The organism is Streptomyces sp. PU-14G, from assembly GCF_041028275.1.
In the GTDB taxonomy this organism is placed as follows: domain Bacteria; phylum Actinomycetota; class Actinomycetes; order Streptomycetales; family Streptomycetaceae; genus Streptomyces.
On sequence record NZ_JASKYT010000059.1, the window covers coordinates 1 to 18,116 of the forward strand.

Below are 18,116 nucleotides of genomic sequence, written 5' to 3' on the forward strand. Positions count from 1 at the left end.
CACCTCGACTACGACCTCCAGCGCCACGGCCCCGACGACCCCCGCGCACACCGCGCCGCCGCCGACGTCGACGCCGCCCTCGCCCCCCTGCTGGCCGACGCCCGCGCCGAGGGCCGCACCGTCGTCGTCCTGTCCGAGTACGGCATCACCCCGGTGCGCCGCCACGTCGACATCAACCGCGTGCTGCGCCGCGCCGGACTCCTCCACGTCCACACCCAGGACGGCATGGAGTACCTCGACCCGTGGACGTCGAAGGCCTTCGCCGTCGCCGACCACCAGCTCGCCCACGTCTACGTCCGCGACCCCGCCGACCTGCCCGCCACCCGCGAGGCACTGGCCGGGCTGCCAGGCCTGGAGCGGCTGCTGGACGAGACGGGCAAGAAGGAAGCCGGACTGGACCACCCGCGCTCCGGCGAACTCGTCGCCGTCGCCGAACCCGACGCCTGGTTCACCTACTACTACTGGCTCGACGACCGCCGCGCCCCCGACTTCGCGCAGCTCGTCGAGATCCACCGCAAGCCCGGCTACGACCCCGTCGAGCTGTTCATGGACCCGCACGACCCCTACGTCAAGCTGCGCGCAGCCGCCGCGCTGGCCCGCAAGAAGGCCGGCATGCGGTACCGCATGGCCGTCGTCCCCCTCGACCCGTCCCCGATCCGCGGCAGCCACGGCAGGCTGCCAGAGCGCACCGAGGACGGACCCGTCCTCCTCTGCTCCCGCCCCGACGCACTCGGCGCCGCGGCGGAAACCCGCCCCTTCCCCGCCACCGACGTCAAAAGCCTGCTTCTCGACCTCGCACTGGGAGATGCTTCATGACGCACAGATCCGTACAGCCCCAGCACCCCGAGCTCGACCACACCCTGCGCCGCCGCGGCTTCCTCGGCGTCGCCGCGGGCGCCACGGCCGCCACGCTGCTCACCGCCGGCTCCGCCGCCGCCGAGCCCGCCACCGACCGGCGGCCCGCCCCGGGGCACGGGCACGGGCACGGCCATCGGCCGATCGTTCCGCGCGGCAAGCTCGGTATCCAGCTGTACACCGTCCGCGACCAGGTCCAGGAGCTCGGCTTCGCCACCGTCTTCCGGGAGCTGGAGCGCTACGGCTACGACTCGGTCGAGTTCGCCGGCTACACGCAGGGCACCGGCGACCTCACGCTGCGGCAGCTCAAACGGCTGATGCGGGACCACGGGCTGCGCGGCATCGGCAGCCACGTCGGCTACTACTCGGACAACCCGGACGACTACACCTTCGCCACCCAGCTGGAGAAGGTCGTCGACGACGCCGCCGCGCTCGGCCTCCCGCACGTCGGCACGGCCGCCAGCCCCGACCGCTACGGACGCACCGTCGACGGCTGGAAGCGCGCCGCCGAGGACTTCAACACCTACGGAGCCGCCGCCCGCGCACGCGGCCTGAAGTTCTACCAGCACAACCACCAGATGGAGTTCGGCTTCGCCGAGGACAAGCCCCACGTGCGTCTCTACGACGTACTCCTCGCCGAGACCGACCCCGAACTGGTCTACCTGGAGATGGACATCTACTGGGCGTTCGCGGGCCAGTACCGCTTCAGTACACGCCCCGACGGCACTCCGGCCCCCTTCGAACCCCTCGACTACGTGCTGGCCGCCCCGCACCGCTACCCGCTCTTCCACGTCAAGGACGGCGAACACGACGAGGCGTCCGCCGACGGCCTCCACATGGTCGACGTCGGCGACGGCGACCTCGACTACGAGAACTTCGTCGCCACCGTGCTGCGGCGTGGCCGCCACGGCCACGGCCGGGGCGGCCACCACTGGCTGATGGAGCGCGACGACGCGGTCGACCCGGCCGCCAACCCGGCCGGCTCCCTCACCTCGGCCCGCCGCTCGGCGGCGTACCTGCGCGGAAGGCGGTGACCCCGGCGTCCCGCCCCCGTCCCCCGAGGAACGTATGCGTACCAAAAGGGTCATAACCCACCTTCTCGCCAGGAAACCCAGGTGAGAAGCACTCCAAACCCTTGGTATCGTTACGGGCGTCGCCACGGCAGCCCCGCTGACGTGGCACAGCCCAGTCCGGGTGGCGGAATGGTAGACGCGCTAGCTTGAGGTGCTAGTGCCCTTTATCGGGCGTGGGGGTTCGAGTCCCCCCTCGGACACGTACCATCCGCACGTCGTGTGCGGACGCATGTGGGCCGTGACTCAGCAGTCACGGCCCTTTTGCTGTGTTCGTAGCTGAGCGTGAGCCCGAACGCTGCGTAGAGCGGGGCTTTGCGTTCGGGAGCGGCCTGCTGGAGCCGGTCAGTGAGGTCCCCGAGGTCCTTGATGATCTGGGCGATCTCCTCCTCGGTGAGCGGGCGGGCGGCCTTCGGGGCGGGGGCCGTCTGGGCGGCGGTGATCTTTCGTTGGGCGGCGTCGCGGTCGGCGGCGGCCTGGTTGATCCATTCCATGACGGTTGCCGGGTCCGTACCAGCGTCGATGGCGGCGCGGTATCCCTCGATGCGGCGTTCGCATTCGGCGACGGTACGGCGGGCGGCTTCCAGCGCGGGATCCGGGGCGGGGGTGGCCGCGGTCTGGGCCTGGTGCAAGGCTTCGAGGGTCTGCTTGAGGCGGCCAGGGGCGAAGACGCGGGCGAGCCAGGCATCGAGTGGGGGGAGGAGCGCGCCCTCGCGGACGTAGACGGCCAGCGGGTGGGGGAGTGAGGCGCTGTGCGTGTACTCGGCCGGGTAGCGGCAGCGGTAGTGCGGAAGGCCCCGGTTGTAGTTGCCCTGCATCTTGCGGTCGCAGAGGCCGCAGCGCAGCAGGCCGCGCAGGGCGTAGCTGCGCTTGGTCGGACCGACCTTGCGCTCCACACCCGCGGTGTTGCGACGCGTTCCTGACGGGCCTGGGCGGCCTGGAAGTCGGCCATCGGCACGAGCGGTTCGTGGACCGCTTCGGCGGACCAGATCCACTTGTCGTGGGGGTTCCAAGTGAGTTGGGTGCGGTGGCCGAGGGTGACGTCGTCGATGTCGAGCAGGACTTCAAATGGCCACGTCACTTCTTCACCGGAGGGCAGCTCATCGCTGCGGTCGGTTCGCCGTACGGGACTTCCGTCCATTGACGTGCATGCATACGGTGACGGACCGGTGGTGGTTCACCGTACGCAGTCCCTCAGATGGCTGGCGAAGGACACCAGGTCTCGTATGTCCGCCTGTGGGAAGGGACCGTCATCGACGTGGGCGATCCGGTTCCTGATGTCCATGGCCCGTCGAAGGTGGTGGATGAATTGTTGCGGTCGAGTGGCCGGGTGGCCGGGTGGCCAGCACGCTCCAGTTCAGGTCCGCGCTGCTCGGTCTACTCACCACCCAATGAGCACGCGCTCGATGGACCAAGAAAATCTCCTTATCACCTGCTATGCGGCGTTACGCGGGCCCGGGGTCGGCATCCTGCCCTGTCATCAGAGTCACCGAGTGACTACACTCAAGTGCTTTTTGGGGCGCGGAGGTTGGAGCGTGATCCAGGCCGATGGCACGGCGTCACCAGCCCGTGACTCTGGAGTTGAGCACGGTGGGGCAAGCGAATCTTTCGTCCAGCCGCGACGGTCCGCCATCTGGCGACCCGGCCCTCCCGGACGGACAGTCCACCTACGAGCAGGACGTGATCGTCAAGGAAAACCAGTCCATCGTCCGAGATTGACCACGCGGTCCCGTCCCGAATGAAAAAACGAGAGGTTGTCATGTCACACGGTGAAGAGCCCGCGCGGATGCAGTTGAACCACACCACTAGCTCGGATTACGGGGCGGGGGCCACCAAGGGTGGGGAGGTGCTGGGGATCGAGGTGCCGGAGTTGAAGCTCGCGGCTCCGGTCTTCGGTAAGCAGAGCAAGAAGTTGAGCAGGGCACTGACGACGCTGATCACCACGCTGGACGGTCTGGGCGAGCCGTGGGGCGATGACCCTGTGGGTGAGAACTTCGCGAAGGATTACAAGCCGTACCAGCGATCCCTCGAGGAGGCGGCGGGGGTGCTGGTGCTCGGGTTGGTGAGTATTCATGAGGCGCTTGATGACATGAAGGACGGACACGTCGACAACGAGGAGCTGATCAAGGGGATGTTCACCAGGGCTGTCCGTGAGCACGGTGACCGGGACCCGGACGGCAAGTAGGACTACGCAGGGGGGGCGGCGCGTGAGCGCTCTGGAGAAGGCGTGGGAGATCCTCGAGCGGATGGGCCTGATCTGGCCCGACGGGGATCAGGACAAGCTGCGGGATGCGGCCAAGGCCTGGAGGGCGTTCGCGAAGGACGCCGAGGATGTGCAGGGGGACACCAACCACTCGGCGCAGCGGATCCTGGAAGTCAACAGCGGCAAGGCCGTCGACGCGTTCGAGACGTTCTGGTCCCGCTATGTCGGCAAAGGGGAGAAGGGCTGGCTGCGCAGCCTGCCCGAAGCGGCCCGGGACATGGCCAAGATGCTCGACGAACTCGCCGATGATATCGACGGCACGAAGAAGCAGATCCGCAGCGAGATCGTGGGCAGCGCGGCGGTGATCGCGGCCGGGATCGTGCTGACTGGCCCCACTCTCGGGGCCTCGGACGCGGCAGCGGTGACAGCGGCGACGGGGATCGTGACCCTCAGCATCGAGAAGTCCGCGTCCCTGGCCACACGTGCCGCGGCATTGGTCGCGCGTATCGCGCGGGGTGCGGTCTTCGCCGGGGTGAGCAGTGTCGCCATCGACCTGGCCGTGGCGCAGCCCGCGCGCATCCTGGCCGGTCAGCAGGACGGGTTCAGTCTGGAGGAGGTCAGCAACGCTGCGAAGTACGGCACCCTGACCGGCGCGGTCCTTGGGCCCTTTGCCCCCGGGCCGGGGGCGAGGCCACCGATGATGCGCCCGCCCGCCTCGCTGCGCGAGAAGCTGATCCCGGGCAAGTCCTCGCGTCCGACGGAGAAGGTGCCGGGCGCCGGGGAGCCGGTGGATGTCGCCACTGGGGCGATGTTCATGCAGTTGACCGACCTGTCGCTGCCGGCGTCGCTGCCGCTGGACTTCACCCGTACCCACGTCTCCTCCTACCGGGCCGGGGTGTGTTTCGGTCCGAGCTGGTCCTCCACCCTGGACGAACAGGTACAACTCGATGCGCAGGGAGTCGTGTTCGCGGCGGCGGACGGCATGCGGCTGGTCTACCCGGTCCCGGAGCCGGGCGTGCCCGTCCTGCCGGAGAAAGGCCCGCGCTGGCCCCTGGAATGGGATGGCAAACCGGACGGAGTGCTGAGGGTCACCGACCCCGACAGCGGCGTCACACGCACTTTCGCCCACCCTGGCCCCACCCAGGAGGAGACGACACTGCGACTGCCGGTGGAATCCTGGCAGGACCGCAACGGCGCCCGCATCGAGGTGGACCGCGACGCGCACGGAATACCCAGCGCGGTACGTCACTCCGGCGGCTACCACCTCACTGTCGAGACCGAAGGGCAGCGGATCACAGCCCTGCGGCTGCTGGAGGAGGCCCCCTCGCCCTACGAGCGGGAACAGGCACCGGCCTCCGGCACCCTGGTGATGCGCTACGGATACGACGAGGCCGGCAACCTGGCCGAGGTCATCAACTCCAGCGGCAAAGCCATGCGCTTCACCTACGACAGTGAAGGGCGCATGCTCTCCTGGACCGACCGCAACGGGGTGTGGTGCCGCTTCACCTACGACGAAGCAGGCCGCACGATCCGCACGCAGGGCACCGACGGCATCTACAACGACACCTTTACCTACGACGACCCCACACGAACCACCACCTACACCGACTCGCACGGCCACAGCACCGTCTTCCGCCACAACGACGACGGTCAGGTCGTGGCCGAGACCGACCCGCTCGGCAACACCACCTACACCGAGTGGGACGCACGCGGCCACGACCGCCTCTCCCACACAGACCAGTTGGGCCGCACCACGCGCTACAGCTACGACGAGGACGGCAACCTGTCGGAGGTGCTGCTGCCGGACGGCTCCCGTATGTCCGCGACGTACAACCACCTGCGGCAACCGGCCGAAGTGACGGAACCAGGTGGCGCGCGCTGGCAGCACACCTACGACGAACAGGGCAACCTCACGCGCTCAGTGGACCCAGCAGGAGCGGTCAGCCACTTCGCGTACGACGAGCGCGGCCACCTCACCGCCGTCACTGACGCCCTCGGTCACACCCGCCGCAGCACCCCGACCCCAGTAGGGCTCCCGGCCACAGTGACCGACACGCTGGGCCACACCACCCGCATCGAACGTGACACGTTCGGCCGCATCACGGAAATCACCGACCCCCTCGGGCACGTCACGCGCATGGCCTGGACGGTCGAAGGCAAACCCCGCTGGCGCGAAGACGCTGCAGGAGGCCGTGAGAGCTGGACCTGGGACGCGGAAGGCAACCTCCTCACACACACCGACCCGGCCGGTCACACCAGCAGCCACACCGCTGGACCATGGGACATGCCGGTGTCACGTACGGGCGCGGACGGCGCCACCTACACCTTCACCTACGACACCACCCTCCGCCTCACCCGGGTGACCAATCCACAGGGTCTGCACTGGGAATACGAGTACGACGCGGCAGGACGCCTCACCTCCGAGACGGACTTCAACGGCGCGAGGCTGACCTACAGGTTGGACGCGGCAGGGCAACTGGTAGCTCGCACGAACGCAGTAGGCCAGACACTGCGCTTCTCCCGCGATGCACTCGGCCGCGCAACCGAGCAGCACGAGGAGGATACGGGCACCGGCACCACGTACACCTACAACGCAACGGGCGACCTGATCCGGGCCAGCAGCCCGGAAGCCGAGGTCGTCATCGAACGCGACCCGCTGGGACGCGTGCTGACCGAAACAACCAACGGTCGCACCATCTCCTACACCTACAACCTGCTCGGCCTCCCGATACAGCGCACCACACCCTCCGGCCTCACCTCCACCTGGACCTACGACGCCGACGGCCGACCCGCGGAACTGGCCACCGACCACGGCACACTGACCTTCGCCTACGACGCGGCAGGACGCGAGACGGAACGCCGAACCGGCGACATCTCCCTCACCCAGCAGTGGGACGCAGCCGACCGCCTCACCACGCAGACGACAAGGACAGGGCCAGAGTTTCTCCAGCACCGCACCTACAGCTATCGCCCTGATGGCCACCTCACCGAGATCCGGGAACTGGCCACAGGCACCCGCCGCTTCACCCTCGACCCGGTGGGCCGCGTGACGGGCGTCAGCGCGCACGGCTGGCGGGAGACATACGCATACGACCCCGCCGGGAATCTCACCAGCGCCGAGGCACCCGACCACCCGGCCCCAGGCAAACGCCAGGCCGAAGGAACCCTTCTCCACCGAGCCGGCCGCACTTCGTACGACCACGATGCGGCGGGCCGCCGTACCTCGACAACACGCCGCCTCCTGAACGGCCAACGCCGCACCTGGATCTACACCTGGAATGCGGAGGACAGACTCACCTCGGCGACTACGCCGGACGGCGCGACCTGGACGTACGTTTACGACCCCTTGGGCCGCCGGATATCCAAGAGATCTCCGGATGGCGAGACGACCAGCTTCACCTGGGACGACACCCGCCTCGCCGAGCAGACAACGCCCGATGGCAAATCCACCACCTGGGACTACGCCCCCGGCACCCACCGCCCCCTCACCCAAACCGACTGCACTCAGCTCGTTCCCGAGCCCGGCACCTCTCTCCTCACGAAACTCGCCGAGACGACGGAAACGCACCCAGAATTCCATGCGGTTGTCACCGACCTGACGGGTACACCCACGGAACTCATTACCCCCGCGGGGGCGCTGGCCTGGCAACACCGCACCGCTTTGTGGGGCACTCCCCTCCCCTCGCCTGACGGCCACGGCGACATCACCTGCCCACTCCGCTTCCCGGGCCAGTACGCCGACCCGGAATCGAGCCTGCACTACAACTACTTCCGTTACTACGACCCCGAGTCGGCTCGCTACCTCACCCCGGACCCGCTCGGCCTCACGCCAGCCCCTAATCCATACGCGTACCTCAATGACCCCAACAGCCAAATCGACCCACTCGGGCTCTCCCCCGGAAGTATCAGGGCCGAGGTAAACCCTCGAAAACTCGACTACCTATTCAACAAGAATATTAAGTCTGACCCTCACAATTCACCAAGAGCGCTTCAAAATGAGCTTCAGTTGAATCGAATCGGCATCACGGATTCTGCGGATATGCGAGCATATGTGACAGATCATCTGGAACGAGCTTCCGCGCAACCGTTTGAGCGCACTTTCACCAAGCATTGGGATGGAGGGAGCGCTAAGATGGGAATCACAAATTCGGTACTGCACGGCCCACACGGCTCGCTCGGAGTGGAGAGCACTTGGCGCCTGAACCCTGATGGTACTCCTACTCTGGCCACCGTAATTTTCCGCGGTAAAGGCCCGAATGTAAGCTTGCAGGGCAGCCTCCCTCATTGGCCGCCGTACGCACCTCAACCCCCAGGAGCAGGGAAATAATGTACCGAGAATTTACCGTCCCGGATGAACTGGAAATTTTCGAGAAGACGGATGCGTGGCCAGAGATGGACGAAAGCGGTGCTTACGTCCTCACCTTTCAATACAGCGACACAGAGCACCTGTTCTTCTCGTATGACGTACCGGGGCGTTCCGTTCGGCTGCGATGGGTGGCCGAGAACGGCGAGACCATCGCAGACGTGTTTCGTGAGGGGGCGACCCGCCTGTCTGTACGGCACTCGCCGGGTGAGACTCTCATCGTGACCGACTTCGACATGGGAGAGTGCAATGGGTCACTGGTCCTGCGCACACGCCCCAGGGTGAAGGTCTCGGACCAGCTCCTTTTCTGAGTGAAGCAAAGGCTCTGCCGTAGCCGCTCGTCATGGAGAGCCATTCCCCGCAGCCCCTCGCATTGAAGCTCGCTGAGTCGAATGTGTCCGGCTGTGTCGTGTGCTGCTCGCGCCGTCGCTGTGTCAACCAACACGCATCTACGGAGGAAGCCTTCATATCGTATGCTGAGCGAATCTCCGCAAGTCGCAGTGGGTGCGGTACAGGTCAGTATGTGGTTCCTTCCGAGGGCTTGAACCACGGTTGCGGGTTGCGTAAATCCAACACCTCCGCCACCACCGTGCGCGTGTGCTTCAAGTTCCCCTTCACCACTGACACGTACCCTGACGGCAGCCCGGGCGGTCTACGGCAGCACCAATGCCCCCCTGGCCAGCGCCACGGTGTCGTGCGCATCGCTCGACGCCCCCCGGGCCCCCTCCTGGGGTCTGCGATCTGCGGTTTCGTAGGTGGTAGACCATGATCGTGACCAGCCGTGTGACCAACGCTTCAGCGATCTTGCCTCAGGCCCTGTTCGTGACCCACGAGCAGGGCCTCGCGCATGACCGCCCGGCTTGCTGCGCCGCAGACAAGGGGAAGCGGCCCGAGTGTGGCGGCGCGTATCGGCCGCCTGGTAGCGCACCACCGGCCGACCGGGGTCCGACCTCGCGTGGTCACCGACTCACCAACTGGGGCGGCGTCTCAGGAGGGGGGTCGGCCATGATGGTGGTCATGACATCTGCATCTCTCGACGCCTGGCGTGACTTTGCTGTGCGGCATCTCCCCTCGGACATCGCAGAACAGTGGCTTGGTCTCCTGCGTCCTGCCGTACGACTGGAGATCGATGGCGATGGCGATGGCGACCCGGACGCGGTCGTCGGGAGGATCGGGGGGCTTCCCCGGTTGCCGGACGGACAGGACTGGCCGGTATGGGAGGGGTACGGGCCTCTGTCGCTCATCGCCTCGATCGACTGCGCTGAGCTGCCTTCCGACTCCGTGGACATTCCCCTTCCGAGTGCAGGCACACTGCTGTTCTTCTTCTTCGACGGCCAGTTGGACGGATACGCGTCCTGGGCGGTCAGCCCATCGGTCCGTGACAGCCGCTCGGGCGCCCGGGTCCTCTACGTGCCAGAGGGGCAGGACGCGCCGGTGCGTGAGGCGCCCGCCGGGCTCACACCGTTTCCGTCTCTGCCTCTGACCGCGCGGACCGTGATGACGGCGCCCGCTCCCTCGCACCCCAGGGCAGTGGCGGCGTTCGCGCCGGGCACCTCGTACCCGGACTCCTATGAGCATCCGATCTGCGAGGAGGACTTCACTGACGCGCTGATCGAGTTCGAATGCGAGGACGACGCCGACAGCGCCCACCAGATCGGTGGCTACGCCGAGTCGATCCAAGACCTCGTCGAAATCGAGGTCGCGGGCTCGGAGGCCGAGGAGTGGGTGCTGTTGGCGCAGTTCGACGGTGTGGACGAGGCGGGCATGATCTGGGGGGACTCGGGGCTGCTGTACTGGCTGATACGCCCTCATGACCTGGCCGAGTGCCGGTTCGACCGGGCGATGTTCACCTGGCACATGGGCTGAGCGGGTTCTCGCGGCCGACCCGGTACTCGGCCAGGGAGTCCAGGCGGTCCGGGCGGTCCAGGGAGGCCAGGGGGTCCAGGGAGGCCAGGGAGTGTCCCCGGCGCGGGTTCGTCCGCGCCGGGGCGCCGCGCAGGCCGGCAACCGACGGGTACGGCCTCCGACCTATTGTTGGGCCCATGAGCCGTTGGAACGAGCTGACCGGGGAGACGTCCGGAAGCGACTACGCCGCAGGGTTCGCGGCGTTGAGCCGTAGCGGCAAGGACGTGCACGGTGAGGCGCGGTTCTGCGCGGCTCTTGTGCCTGCCGGAGCGCGGGTACTGGACGCCGGGTGCGGTACGGGCCGGGTCATGATCCGGCTGGCGGAGCTCGGATACGACTGTGTCGGAGTGGATCTCGATGCGTCGATGCTGGCGGTGGCGGAGGAACAGGCGCCCGATCTGCCCTGGTTCCGGCTCGACCTGACCGAGTTCGAGCCGGACCTGCTGGGCATCGCGGCAGACTTCGACCTCGTGGTCGCCGCAGGCAACATCTTCCCGTTGCTCGCCGCCGGCACGGAGGCCACGGTGGTCGAGCGCCTGGCTGCGGCCCTGCGACCGGGCGGTTTGCTGGTCGCCGGCTTCGGCCTGGACGCGGCCCACCTGCCTGTGCCGCCGAGCATCACGTTGCCGAAGTACGACGGCTACTGTGCCGCCGCCGGCCTCGCCCTCGTCGACCGCTTCGCCACCTGGGACGCCGACCCGTACGACGGTGGCGGCTACGCGGTCAGCGTCCATCGCCGGTGAGACGTGCCGCCTTCGCCGCGCTTTCCGGCCACGTGCTTCGCTGCGTTTTCCGGCCACGTGCTTTGCCGCGCTTTCCGGCCACGTGCCGCCGTTCGACGTGCTCGGTCTGGTAGCGCCGCCTGGCAGCGCCTTGCACCGGGTCAGGCGGTGAGCGGGCACCGGCGCCCAGCCGATGTTCACCGACGAGCGGCCAGCACGGCCGCGAGGCCCTCTTGCAGGTCCTTGACGAAGTACTCGGGCACCTCCAGGGACGGGAAGTGTCCCCCTGACCCGGCGGCCTTCCATCGGACGATCTGTCGGTACCGCTCCTGCGCCCAGGGGCGCGGACACTTCTCGATGTCGTGGGGGTATACGACGATTGCTGACGGGACGTCGACCTTGAGTTCCGGGTCGAGTGAGAGGTGGCTTTCGTAGTAGATGCGCGCCGATGACGCGCCGCTCCGCGTCAGCCAGTACAGGGTGACGTTGTCGAGAATCCTGTCCCTGGAGATCGTCTCGAACGGGCTGTCCTCGGTATCCGTCCACTCGGCAAACTTGTCCAGAATCCAGGCAAGAAGCCCGACGGGTGAATCGACGAGCGAGTAGCCGATGGTCTGCGGTTGGGCCGCTTGCAGCTTCGCGAACGCGGCGCGGCGGTTCCAGAAATCGCGGGTGTCCTCGGTCCACTTGCGCTCGGCCGTCGTCAGTCCGTCCGTTGTCAGCCCGGGCGGCGCCTGCGCGGTCGTTGTGTGGATGCCGAGCACGTGCTCCGGGAACCTGCCGCCGAGGACCGTGGTGATCGGGCCTCCCCAGTCGCCGCCGTGGGCTGCGAACTTGCTGTAGCCGAGCCTTCCCATCAGCTCCACCCACGCGGCCGCGATCTTCTCGATTCCCCACCCCGTGGTGGCGGGCTTGTCGCTGTAGCCGAAGCCTGGCAACGACGGGACCACGACGTGGAACGCCGGCGCGTCCGCGTCGTGCGGATCCGCCAGTTCGTCTACTCCGTCGATGAACTCCGCGACGCTGCCCGGCCAGCCGTGTGTCAAGAGCAAAGGGGTGGCATCCGTGCGCGCGGACCTGCGGTGCAGGAAGTGGATTCCCAACTCGTCGATGGTCGTGCGGAACTGGCCGATCCGGTTGAGGCGCGACTCGAAAGCACGCCAGTCGTACGCGGTGCGCCAGTAGTGCACGACATCGACGAGGTCGGCGAGAGGAACGCCCTGTGCCCATCGGTGAGGGCCGGACGCGGCGCGAGAGACCGTCTCGGCCTCCGGCAGCCGCGCCGCGTCCAGCCGCGCGCGCAGATCGTCGAGGTCGGCGTCGGTCGCGTGGGCTTCAAAGGCTTGCACGTCGCTGGTGGGGCGGGGCATGAGACCTCCTGGCCATCGTGGAACGTCGACGAGCTATCGCGAACCGGCTGAGACGGTTCTATCAGCCGCCCGTATCATATGGCAACCTGCTAAGGTGGTTCCATGCGCGCTGAGTTCCCTGACTTCCGCCTCGGCAACGTGCTGGCGACCAGCTTCACGGGGACTCTCTCGGAGCGTCATGGCCACGCCGTGGAGCGCATTCCCGTGCCGCACCGACTCGTCGACTGGCTGGCGGTCAACGGCCTCGCCGTGGACTCCTGCACCCCTGCCCAACTCGACCTCGCCCGGGAGCTGCGGGAATCAATCCACGCAGCCGCAACAGCGGCGGCGCTCCAGGACGCCCTCCCCGCGTCGGCTGTCCACGTCATCAATGACCGCAGTGCGCAGGGGCGGGCCGCGGCGATCCTGACGCCCGAGGGCGGGCGGCGATGGCGGCTCAGCTCGGCCTCCTGCGTGGAAGACGCCCTCAGCGTGATCGCTGCCGACGCGATCAGCGTCATCGCGGGCGAACGCGACGGGCGATTGGCCTTGTGCGCCTCACCAACCTGCCGAGCCGCCTTCTTCGACACGAGCCAAAGTCGCACCCGCAAATGGTGCGACATGAACACGTGTGGGAATCGGCAGAAGAAGGCGCGCTTCCATGCCAACCAGCGCAAGAACTCCAGAACGGCCAAGTGATCGTTACTCGGTACCTCCCAGTGGGCCCCGCGCCCGCGCTCCCTCTGTCGCGTCGGGTGCGCACCGGCGGCGGTATCGATGGTCCGAGGGCGCGGGATGGCTCGGCCGGCCGGAGCCGTGGGGAGCCGACGACGAGCTGCGGGCGGCGAAGGTGTCGACGACCTGGTCGAGTTCAGTGCCTCGCGCAAGTCCTCGCGCAAGTTCCCGCGCAAGACCTCGCGTAAGTCGACGCCGTCCCCCGCGCGAGCCACACGCAGGTGTCCACCGCGGGGTGACGATTCCGGGGTGCCCGGTTCGTAGCGTTCGGGGGAGCCACGGCGTTCCGGCCGTGGACGGGCGCCTGGTCTCGGAGGCGGGGGAGGCGGCCTGCGTTTCGTTACGGGAGAGATCACATGAACCGCAGTGGCAGGGTGTCTGCCGTCATCGCGTTGTGCGCCGCGGTGGGCGGTGTCGGGCTCGTCGGCTGCGAGGAGCCGTCGGAGGACGGCTCCGCGAAGGCGGCTTCGGGGTCGTCCGCTTCGCAGCAGCCGACCGGTGACGCCGTGCTCACCGGCACAGGAACCAAGAAGATCGAGGTCGGCGGCCGGTCGGTGAACGTGTCCTGCGCCGGTAGCCGGGCGGACGGCAGGCCGGTCATCGTCCTCCTGCACGGTGGCGGCGACGGGCTGAAGAAGATGGCGGGCTTTCAGAAGACGCTGAGCGGGAAGAACCGGGTCTGTTCCTACGACCGGCTCGGTGCGGGTGCCAGCGACAAGCCGGATGGGCCTCAGACCCTCGAAAGCAGCGGCAAGGTGCTGACCGGGGTGATCGAGCGGGTCTCCGGTGACGCTCCGGTCGTTCTCGGCGGGCACTCGCTGGGCGGGCTGATCGCCGCCCGGTATGCCGGCGACCACCACGGCAGGGTGGCGGGGCTGGTCCTGATGGATGCCACCTCACCGACGCAGAACGCGGATCTCGCCGAGGCGGTGCCCGAGTCCGCCACCGGTCCGGCGGCCGAGTTGCGTGACCAGACCCTCGCGGTCCTGCACGGGCAGAACCCCGAGAAACTCACGGTCCGCGACGGGAAGGTGCGCTCTGCCGGGGACATACCCGTGGCGGTGATCAAGCACGGGAAGCGGTATCTGGCCAAGGTGCCCGACCACGGGGCGGCGATGGAGCGGGCGTGGTCCGAGGGCCAGCGCAAGTGGCTGGCGGTCTCCAGCCGCAGCAAGCTGAGCACCGCCAAGAACAGCGAGCACTACATCTACGTCGACCAGCCCGGCGTCGCGGCCGGGGCTCTTGAGCGTGTCACCTCGCAGGCCGCGGACCGCGCGTAGGCGCCAGACCGGCAATCGAGCTGCTCCGGAGGGCGTTGTCCCCCGTGCGAGCTACACGGGCGTGCCGCAAGTGTCCACCGCGTGGTGACGCCCCCGGGGCCCCGGCGCCGTAGCGTTCCGGCACAGCCGCGGCGCTTCGGCCGCGGACTCGGAGAGCGGACCCGGAGAAGAGTCTCATGAGAGTGCTATGGCAGCTTCTTGCCGTCGCGGCGGTTGCGTTGATCGGCGGCCAGGTCATCGCGTCGGTGCCGGAGGGCAACCCCTGGCTCACGCTCGCGGTCGGCCTCGCGACAGCCGCGCTGGCACTGCTCGTCTACGCGTGGATCGTCCGGCGGACCGAGCACCGCACGGTGGCGGAGGTGGCCCGCCAGGGCGCGGCGCCCGCGCTCGCCTCGGGGACGCTGGCCGGGGCCGCGGTCTTCGGGCTCGTCGTCCTGCAACTCGCCACCAACGGGTACTACGAGATCGAGGGCCGGGGCTCGACGACCGGAGCGGTGGGGCTCGTCGGGTTCATGGCTGCCGCCGCCGTGACGGAGGAACTGCTCTTCCGCGGCGTCCTGTTCCGGATCGTCGAGGAGCACACCGGCACCTGGATCGCGATGGCGGTGACGGCCGTGCTGTTCGGCGCGTACCACCTGGCCAATCCGGACGCGACCTGGTGGGGTGCTCTCGCCGTCGCCATCGAGGCGGGCGGCATGCTCACCGCCGCGTACGTCGCCACCCGCACGCTGTGGGTGCCGATCGGCGTGCACTTCGGCTGGAACTTCGCCGCGGCCGGCGTCTTCAGCAGCGTGGTCTCCGGCAACGGCGCCAACCAGGGGCTGTTGGAGACCACCGCGTCCGGCCCGCAGCTCGTCACCGGCGGGGACTTCGGGCCCGAGGGGAGCGTGTTCTCGGTCGCGTTCTGCGCGCTGGCGACGCTCGCGTTCCTCTGGCTGGCTCGCCGTCGCGGCCACCTGACGCCCCGCCGCCGGCGCGCCGAGCGGCGCACTCAGGGCCAGACCGAGCAGCGCACCGGGCCTCACGCCGAGCGCGCCGAGCAGGCCGAGCAGGCCGAGGCCACCAGTACACTTCCCCGGTGATCCGTTCTCGGCTGGTCCCCGAGCTGTGGCGGCGTCTCGATGTCGTGGTCCGGGACCTCCCGCTCGCGCTGCTGCTGTTCGTCCCGTCGTTCGTGCCGGCGTTCCACAGTCACGGCACGCAGCTCGGCGGCCTGCCTGACCGTCCCTTCGACGCGCTGGCGGTGGTGGCGGTCGCCCTGCAGTGCCTTCCGCTCGCGGGGCGGCGGCGGTGGCCGGTCACCTGTCTCGCCGTGGCCTTCGTCGGCTTCGCCACCGACCAGCTTCTCGGGTATCACACGCTCGCCGGCACCGGGCTGTCCTTCGCGTTGCTGAGCGCGGGGGCCCATCTGGAGCGGCACCGGCGCGCCACCGTGCTGGTCTTCTCCGTGGCGTACGTGCCGCTGGCGTTCGCCCTCTTCCGGCTCGGCACGGAGGGGCTGGACGAGTTCGTGGCGTTCTACCTGGCGTGTGCCCTCGTGTGGGGCATCGGTGCCTGGGTGCGCTCCTCCAGGAAAGCGGAGGCAGAACGCCGTCTGCGGATCGCGGAGGAGACGCGCACCGCCGAGCGGACGCGTATCGCCCGCGAGTTGCACGACGTGGTGACCCACCATGTGACGGCGATGGTGGTGCAGGCGGAGGCGGCACGCTATCTGACGGCCGCGCCCGATCGCCTCGACCAGGCGCTCACCGCCACCACCGACACCGGCCGGCGGGCTCTCACCGACCTGCGGCACCTGCTGGACCTGCTCGATCCCGACCACCGTGCCGACGCCAGAACGCCTCCTGCGGGCAGACTTCTCACGCTCGTCGAGCAGACGCGCCGGGCCGGCCAGCCGGTGGAGTTCACCGAGGAGGGCACCCCGGCGCAGGCGACCGGCAGCGCCGACCTGGTGGCCTACCGGGTCGTCCAGGAGGCCCTGACGAATGCCCTCAAGCACGCCCACGGGGGCCGCACCTCGGTTCAGGTGCGGCACACCGTGCGGGAGATCGTCGTGGAGGTCGGCACGGACGGTTCCGGTGCGCGAGCCGGTTCTCCCGGCGGGAGCGGCCGGGGCCTGGCCGGGCTCCGTGAACGGGTCGACGTCCTGGGCGGCGACTTCAGCGCGGGGCGGCAGCAGGGCGGCGGTTTCGTCGTACGGGCCCGCATACCCGCGCGGAGCGCGTCGTGACGGCGCCGGTCCGGGTCCTCGTCTGCGACGACCAGGTACTGGTCCGTACCGGGCTGGTGACGATCATCGACGCGCAGCCCGACCTGGAGGTGGCGGGCGAGTGCGGCGACGGACGGACGGCGGTCGACCTCGTCGGCCGGCTGCGCCCCGACGTCGTGGTGATGGACGTACGGATGCCGGTGCTCGACGGCATCGAGGCCACTCGCCTGCTGGCCGGTGCCGGGGTGCCGCGGCCCGTCAAGGTTCTCGTGGTGACGACGTTCAACCTCGACGAGTACGTGTACGAGGCGCTGCGCGCGGGGGCGAGCGGGTTCCTGCTCAAGGAGGCACCGCCCGCCCAGCTGCTGCACGGGATCCGCACCGTGGCGATGGGTGCCGCCCTGCTGGATCCCGAGGTGACACGCCAGCTCGTGGGCAGGTACGCCGCCCGCATCCGGCCCGCCGAGGGCAGCCCGGACGACACCCCGCTGACCCCTCGTGAGCTCCAGGTCCTTCGCCTCATCGCGGACGGCCTCTCCAACAGCGAGATCGCCGCAGCCCTTCTGCTGAGCCAGGAGACCGTCAAGACCTTCGTCTCCCGCATCCTCACCAAACTCGATCTCCGCGACCGCGTCCAGGCAGTCGTCTACGCCTACCGGCGGGGACTGGTGACCTGACGTGCCGACCCCCGGGGGAGGGGCCCCGCCAGTGTGCCCGCCGGATGCCTCGGTGGCCGGACAGCGGTGGCCGTCCCGGTGCGGTGCGGTGCGGTGTGGTGCGGTGCGACGGCGGTGAACGCCAGGAACGCCGTGAACGCCGTGTCAGGCCGACAGTCTCCGGGTCTTCTGGTCTTCTGGTCTTTCCGGTTTCGGAGACGCCCTCGAAGGGCGTGCGGCGACGAAGGGAGCGGTATGGCGGCCGGCAGACATGTCAGACGCGTAGGGACACTCGTGGGCGGGGGACTGCTGCTGCTCGTCGGGGTGGCGCTCCTCGTCCTGCCCGGGCCTGGACTGCTGCTCGTCTTCGCCGGCCTGGTCGTCCTCTCCCGTGAGTTTCCCGGGCTGAACCGCTACGTCGAGCCGGTGCGGGACAGGGCGCTCCAGGCCGCCGAGGAGAGCGTCTCCTCGCCGCTGCGTCTGACGGGCTCCGCTCTCGCGGCGCTCGCCCTGATGGGTGCGGGTGTGGCCTGGGGGCTCGTGCCCGAGCTGCCCTTCAGCGGCTGGAGCACCGGCTCCAGCCTGATCCTGGCGGGCTTCATCCTGGTGGGGCTCCTGGTCTGGAGCCGCCGCCGGGTCACCGCGCAACGGGCGTCCCGCCGGTGACCGGCATGCCCGCTCCTCTCGGCGGGTGTCGCACGGCGGCGCGCACCGCTGGGTCGCGCACCGCTCGATCGCGCACCGCTGGGTCGGGCATTTGACGCGGGAT

16 protein-coding genes and 1 tRNA gene are annotated in these 18,116 nt (G+C 68.8%); 15 read left to right on the forward strand and 2 right to left on the reverse strand.

The genetic code is table 11. The features are described 5' to 3' along the window. The 3 genes from AB8Z75_RS10040 to AB8Z75_RS10050 form a co-directional block, all read left to right on the forward strand. Positions 1–816, forward strand: an 816-nt coding sequence (locus AB8Z75_RS10040; protein ID WP_369201095.1) for an alkaline phosphatase family protein, incomplete at its 5' end; no start/stop codon positions are given. Continuing rightward, positions 813–1,889 (forward strand): sugar phosphate isomerase/epimerase family protein, encoded by a 1,077-nt coding sequence (locus tag AB8Z75_RS10045; protein WP_369201097.1) that lies wholly within the window; start codon positions 813–815, stop codon positions 1,887–1,889. The genes AB8Z75_RS10040 and AB8Z75_RS10045, both read left to right, overlap by 4 nt. Before the next feature lie 154 nt (positions 1,890–2,043). Then, a tRNA-Leu gene (locus AB8Z75_RS10050) sits at positions 2,044–2,128 on the forward strand. Here the strand turns inward: AB8Z75_RS10050 and AB8Z75_RS10055 are convergent. Beyond that, positions 2,093–2,821: a zinc ribbon domain-containing protein gene (locus AB8Z75_RS10055; RefSeq protein WP_369201098.1), complete on the reverse strand. Its 729-nt coding sequence runs from the start codon at positions 2,819–2,821 to the stop codon at positions 2,093–2,095. The genes AB8Z75_RS10050 and AB8Z75_RS10055 overlap by 36 nt on opposite strands. A gap of 104 nt (positions 2,822–2,925) precedes the next feature. Here AB8Z75_RS10055 and AB8Z75_RS10060 point away from each other — a divergent pair, with 104 nt between their 5' ends. From AB8Z75_RS10060 to AB8Z75_RS10085, 6 genes are all read left to right on the forward strand, one after another. Then, positions 2,926–3,069 (forward strand): hypothetical protein, encoded by a 144-nt coding sequence (locus AB8Z75_RS10060; protein ID WP_369201099.1) that lies wholly within the window; start codon positions 2,926–2,928, stop codon positions 3,067–3,069. Positions 3,070–3,711: 642 nt separating this feature from the next. Further along, complete coding sequence (locus AB8Z75_RS10065) at positions 3,712–4,110, forward strand: hypothetical protein (protein ID WP_369201119.1); 399 nt, start codon at positions 3,712–3,714, stop codon at positions 4,108–4,110. A 22-nt stretch (positions 4,111–4,132) separates the two neighbouring features. After that, positions 4,133–8,455 (forward strand): DUF6531 domain-containing protein, encoded by a 4,323-nt coding sequence (locus AB8Z75_RS10070; protein ID WP_369201100.1) that lies wholly within the window; start codon positions 4,133–4,135, stop codon positions 8,453–8,455. Further along, the gene (locus tag AB8Z75_RS10075) at positions 8,455–8,802 is read left to right on the forward strand and encodes a hypothetical protein (protein ID WP_369201101.1); all 348 of its coding nucleotides are present in this window, start codon (positions 8,455–8,457) and stop codon (positions 8,800–8,802) included. The genes AB8Z75_RS10070 and AB8Z75_RS10075 overlap by 1 nt, the downstream gene beginning before the upstream one ends. Before the next feature lie 706 nt (positions 8,803–9,508). Further along, the gene (locus AB8Z75_RS10080; RefSeq protein WP_369201102.1) at positions 9,509–10,357 is read left to right on the forward strand and encodes a YwqG family protein; all 849 of its coding nucleotides are present in this window, start codon (positions 9,509–9,511) and stop codon (positions 10,355–10,357) included. Positions 10,358–10,533: 176 nt separating this feature from the next. Continuing rightward, complete coding sequence (locus AB8Z75_RS10085; protein ID WP_369201103.1) at positions 10,534–11,139, forward strand: class I SAM-dependent methyltransferase; 606 nt, start codon at positions 10,534–10,536, stop codon at positions 11,137–11,139. A gap of 176 nt (positions 11,140–11,315) precedes the next feature. On the opposite strand, the gene AB8Z75_RS10090 is transcribed toward AB8Z75_RS10085, so the two are convergent. Beyond that, a complete protein-coding gene (locus AB8Z75_RS10090) occupies positions 11,316–12,488 on the reverse strand; it encodes an epoxide hydrolase family protein (RefSeq protein WP_369201104.1) in 1,173 nt (390 codons plus the stop codon). A 102-nt stretch (positions 12,489–12,590) separates the two neighbouring features. Between AB8Z75_RS10090 and AB8Z75_RS10095 the strand changes: the two genes are divergently transcribed. The 6 genes from AB8Z75_RS10095 to AB8Z75_RS10120 all read left to right on the forward strand — a co-directional run bounded on the left by AB8Z75_RS10095 (position 12,591) and on the right by AB8Z75_RS10120 (position 18,013). Further along, entirely contained in the window at positions 12,591–13,166 is a 576-nt protein-coding gene (locus tag AB8Z75_RS10095) for an ABATE domain-containing protein (RefSeq protein ID WP_369201105.1), read from the forward strand. Between the two features lie 392 nt (positions 13,167–13,558). After that, positions 13,559–14,482, forward strand: coding sequence for an alpha/beta fold hydrolase (locus AB8Z75_RS10100; protein ID WP_369201106.1), 924 nt, complete (start codon positions 13,559–13,561; stop codon positions 14,480–14,482). 176 nt (positions 14,483–14,658) lie between these two features. Beyond that, entirely contained in the window at positions 14,659–15,564 is a 906-nt protein-coding gene (locus tag AB8Z75_RS10105; protein ID WP_369201107.1) for a lysostaphin resistance A-like protein, read from the forward strand. Continuing rightward, positions 15,561–16,712: a sensor histidine kinase gene (locus AB8Z75_RS10110; RefSeq protein WP_369201108.1), complete on the forward strand. Its 1,152-nt coding sequence runs from the start codon at positions 15,561–15,563 to the stop codon at positions 16,710–16,712. The genes AB8Z75_RS10105 and AB8Z75_RS10110 overlap by 4 nt, the downstream gene beginning before the upstream one ends. Beyond that, complete coding sequence (locus AB8Z75_RS10115) at positions 16,709–17,368, forward strand: response regulator (protein WP_369201109.1); 660 nt, start codon at positions 16,709–16,711, stop codon at positions 17,366–17,368. Before AB8Z75_RS10110 ends, AB8Z75_RS10115 begins: the two co-directional genes overlap by 4 nt. 234 nt (positions 17,369–17,602) lie before the next feature. Further along, positions 17,603–18,013, forward strand: coding sequence for a PGPGW domain-containing protein (locus AB8Z75_RS10120; protein ID WP_369201110.1), 411 nt, complete (start codon positions 17,603–17,605; stop codon positions 18,011–18,013). The last annotated feature ends 103 nt before the right edge of the window (positions 18,014–18,116 follow it).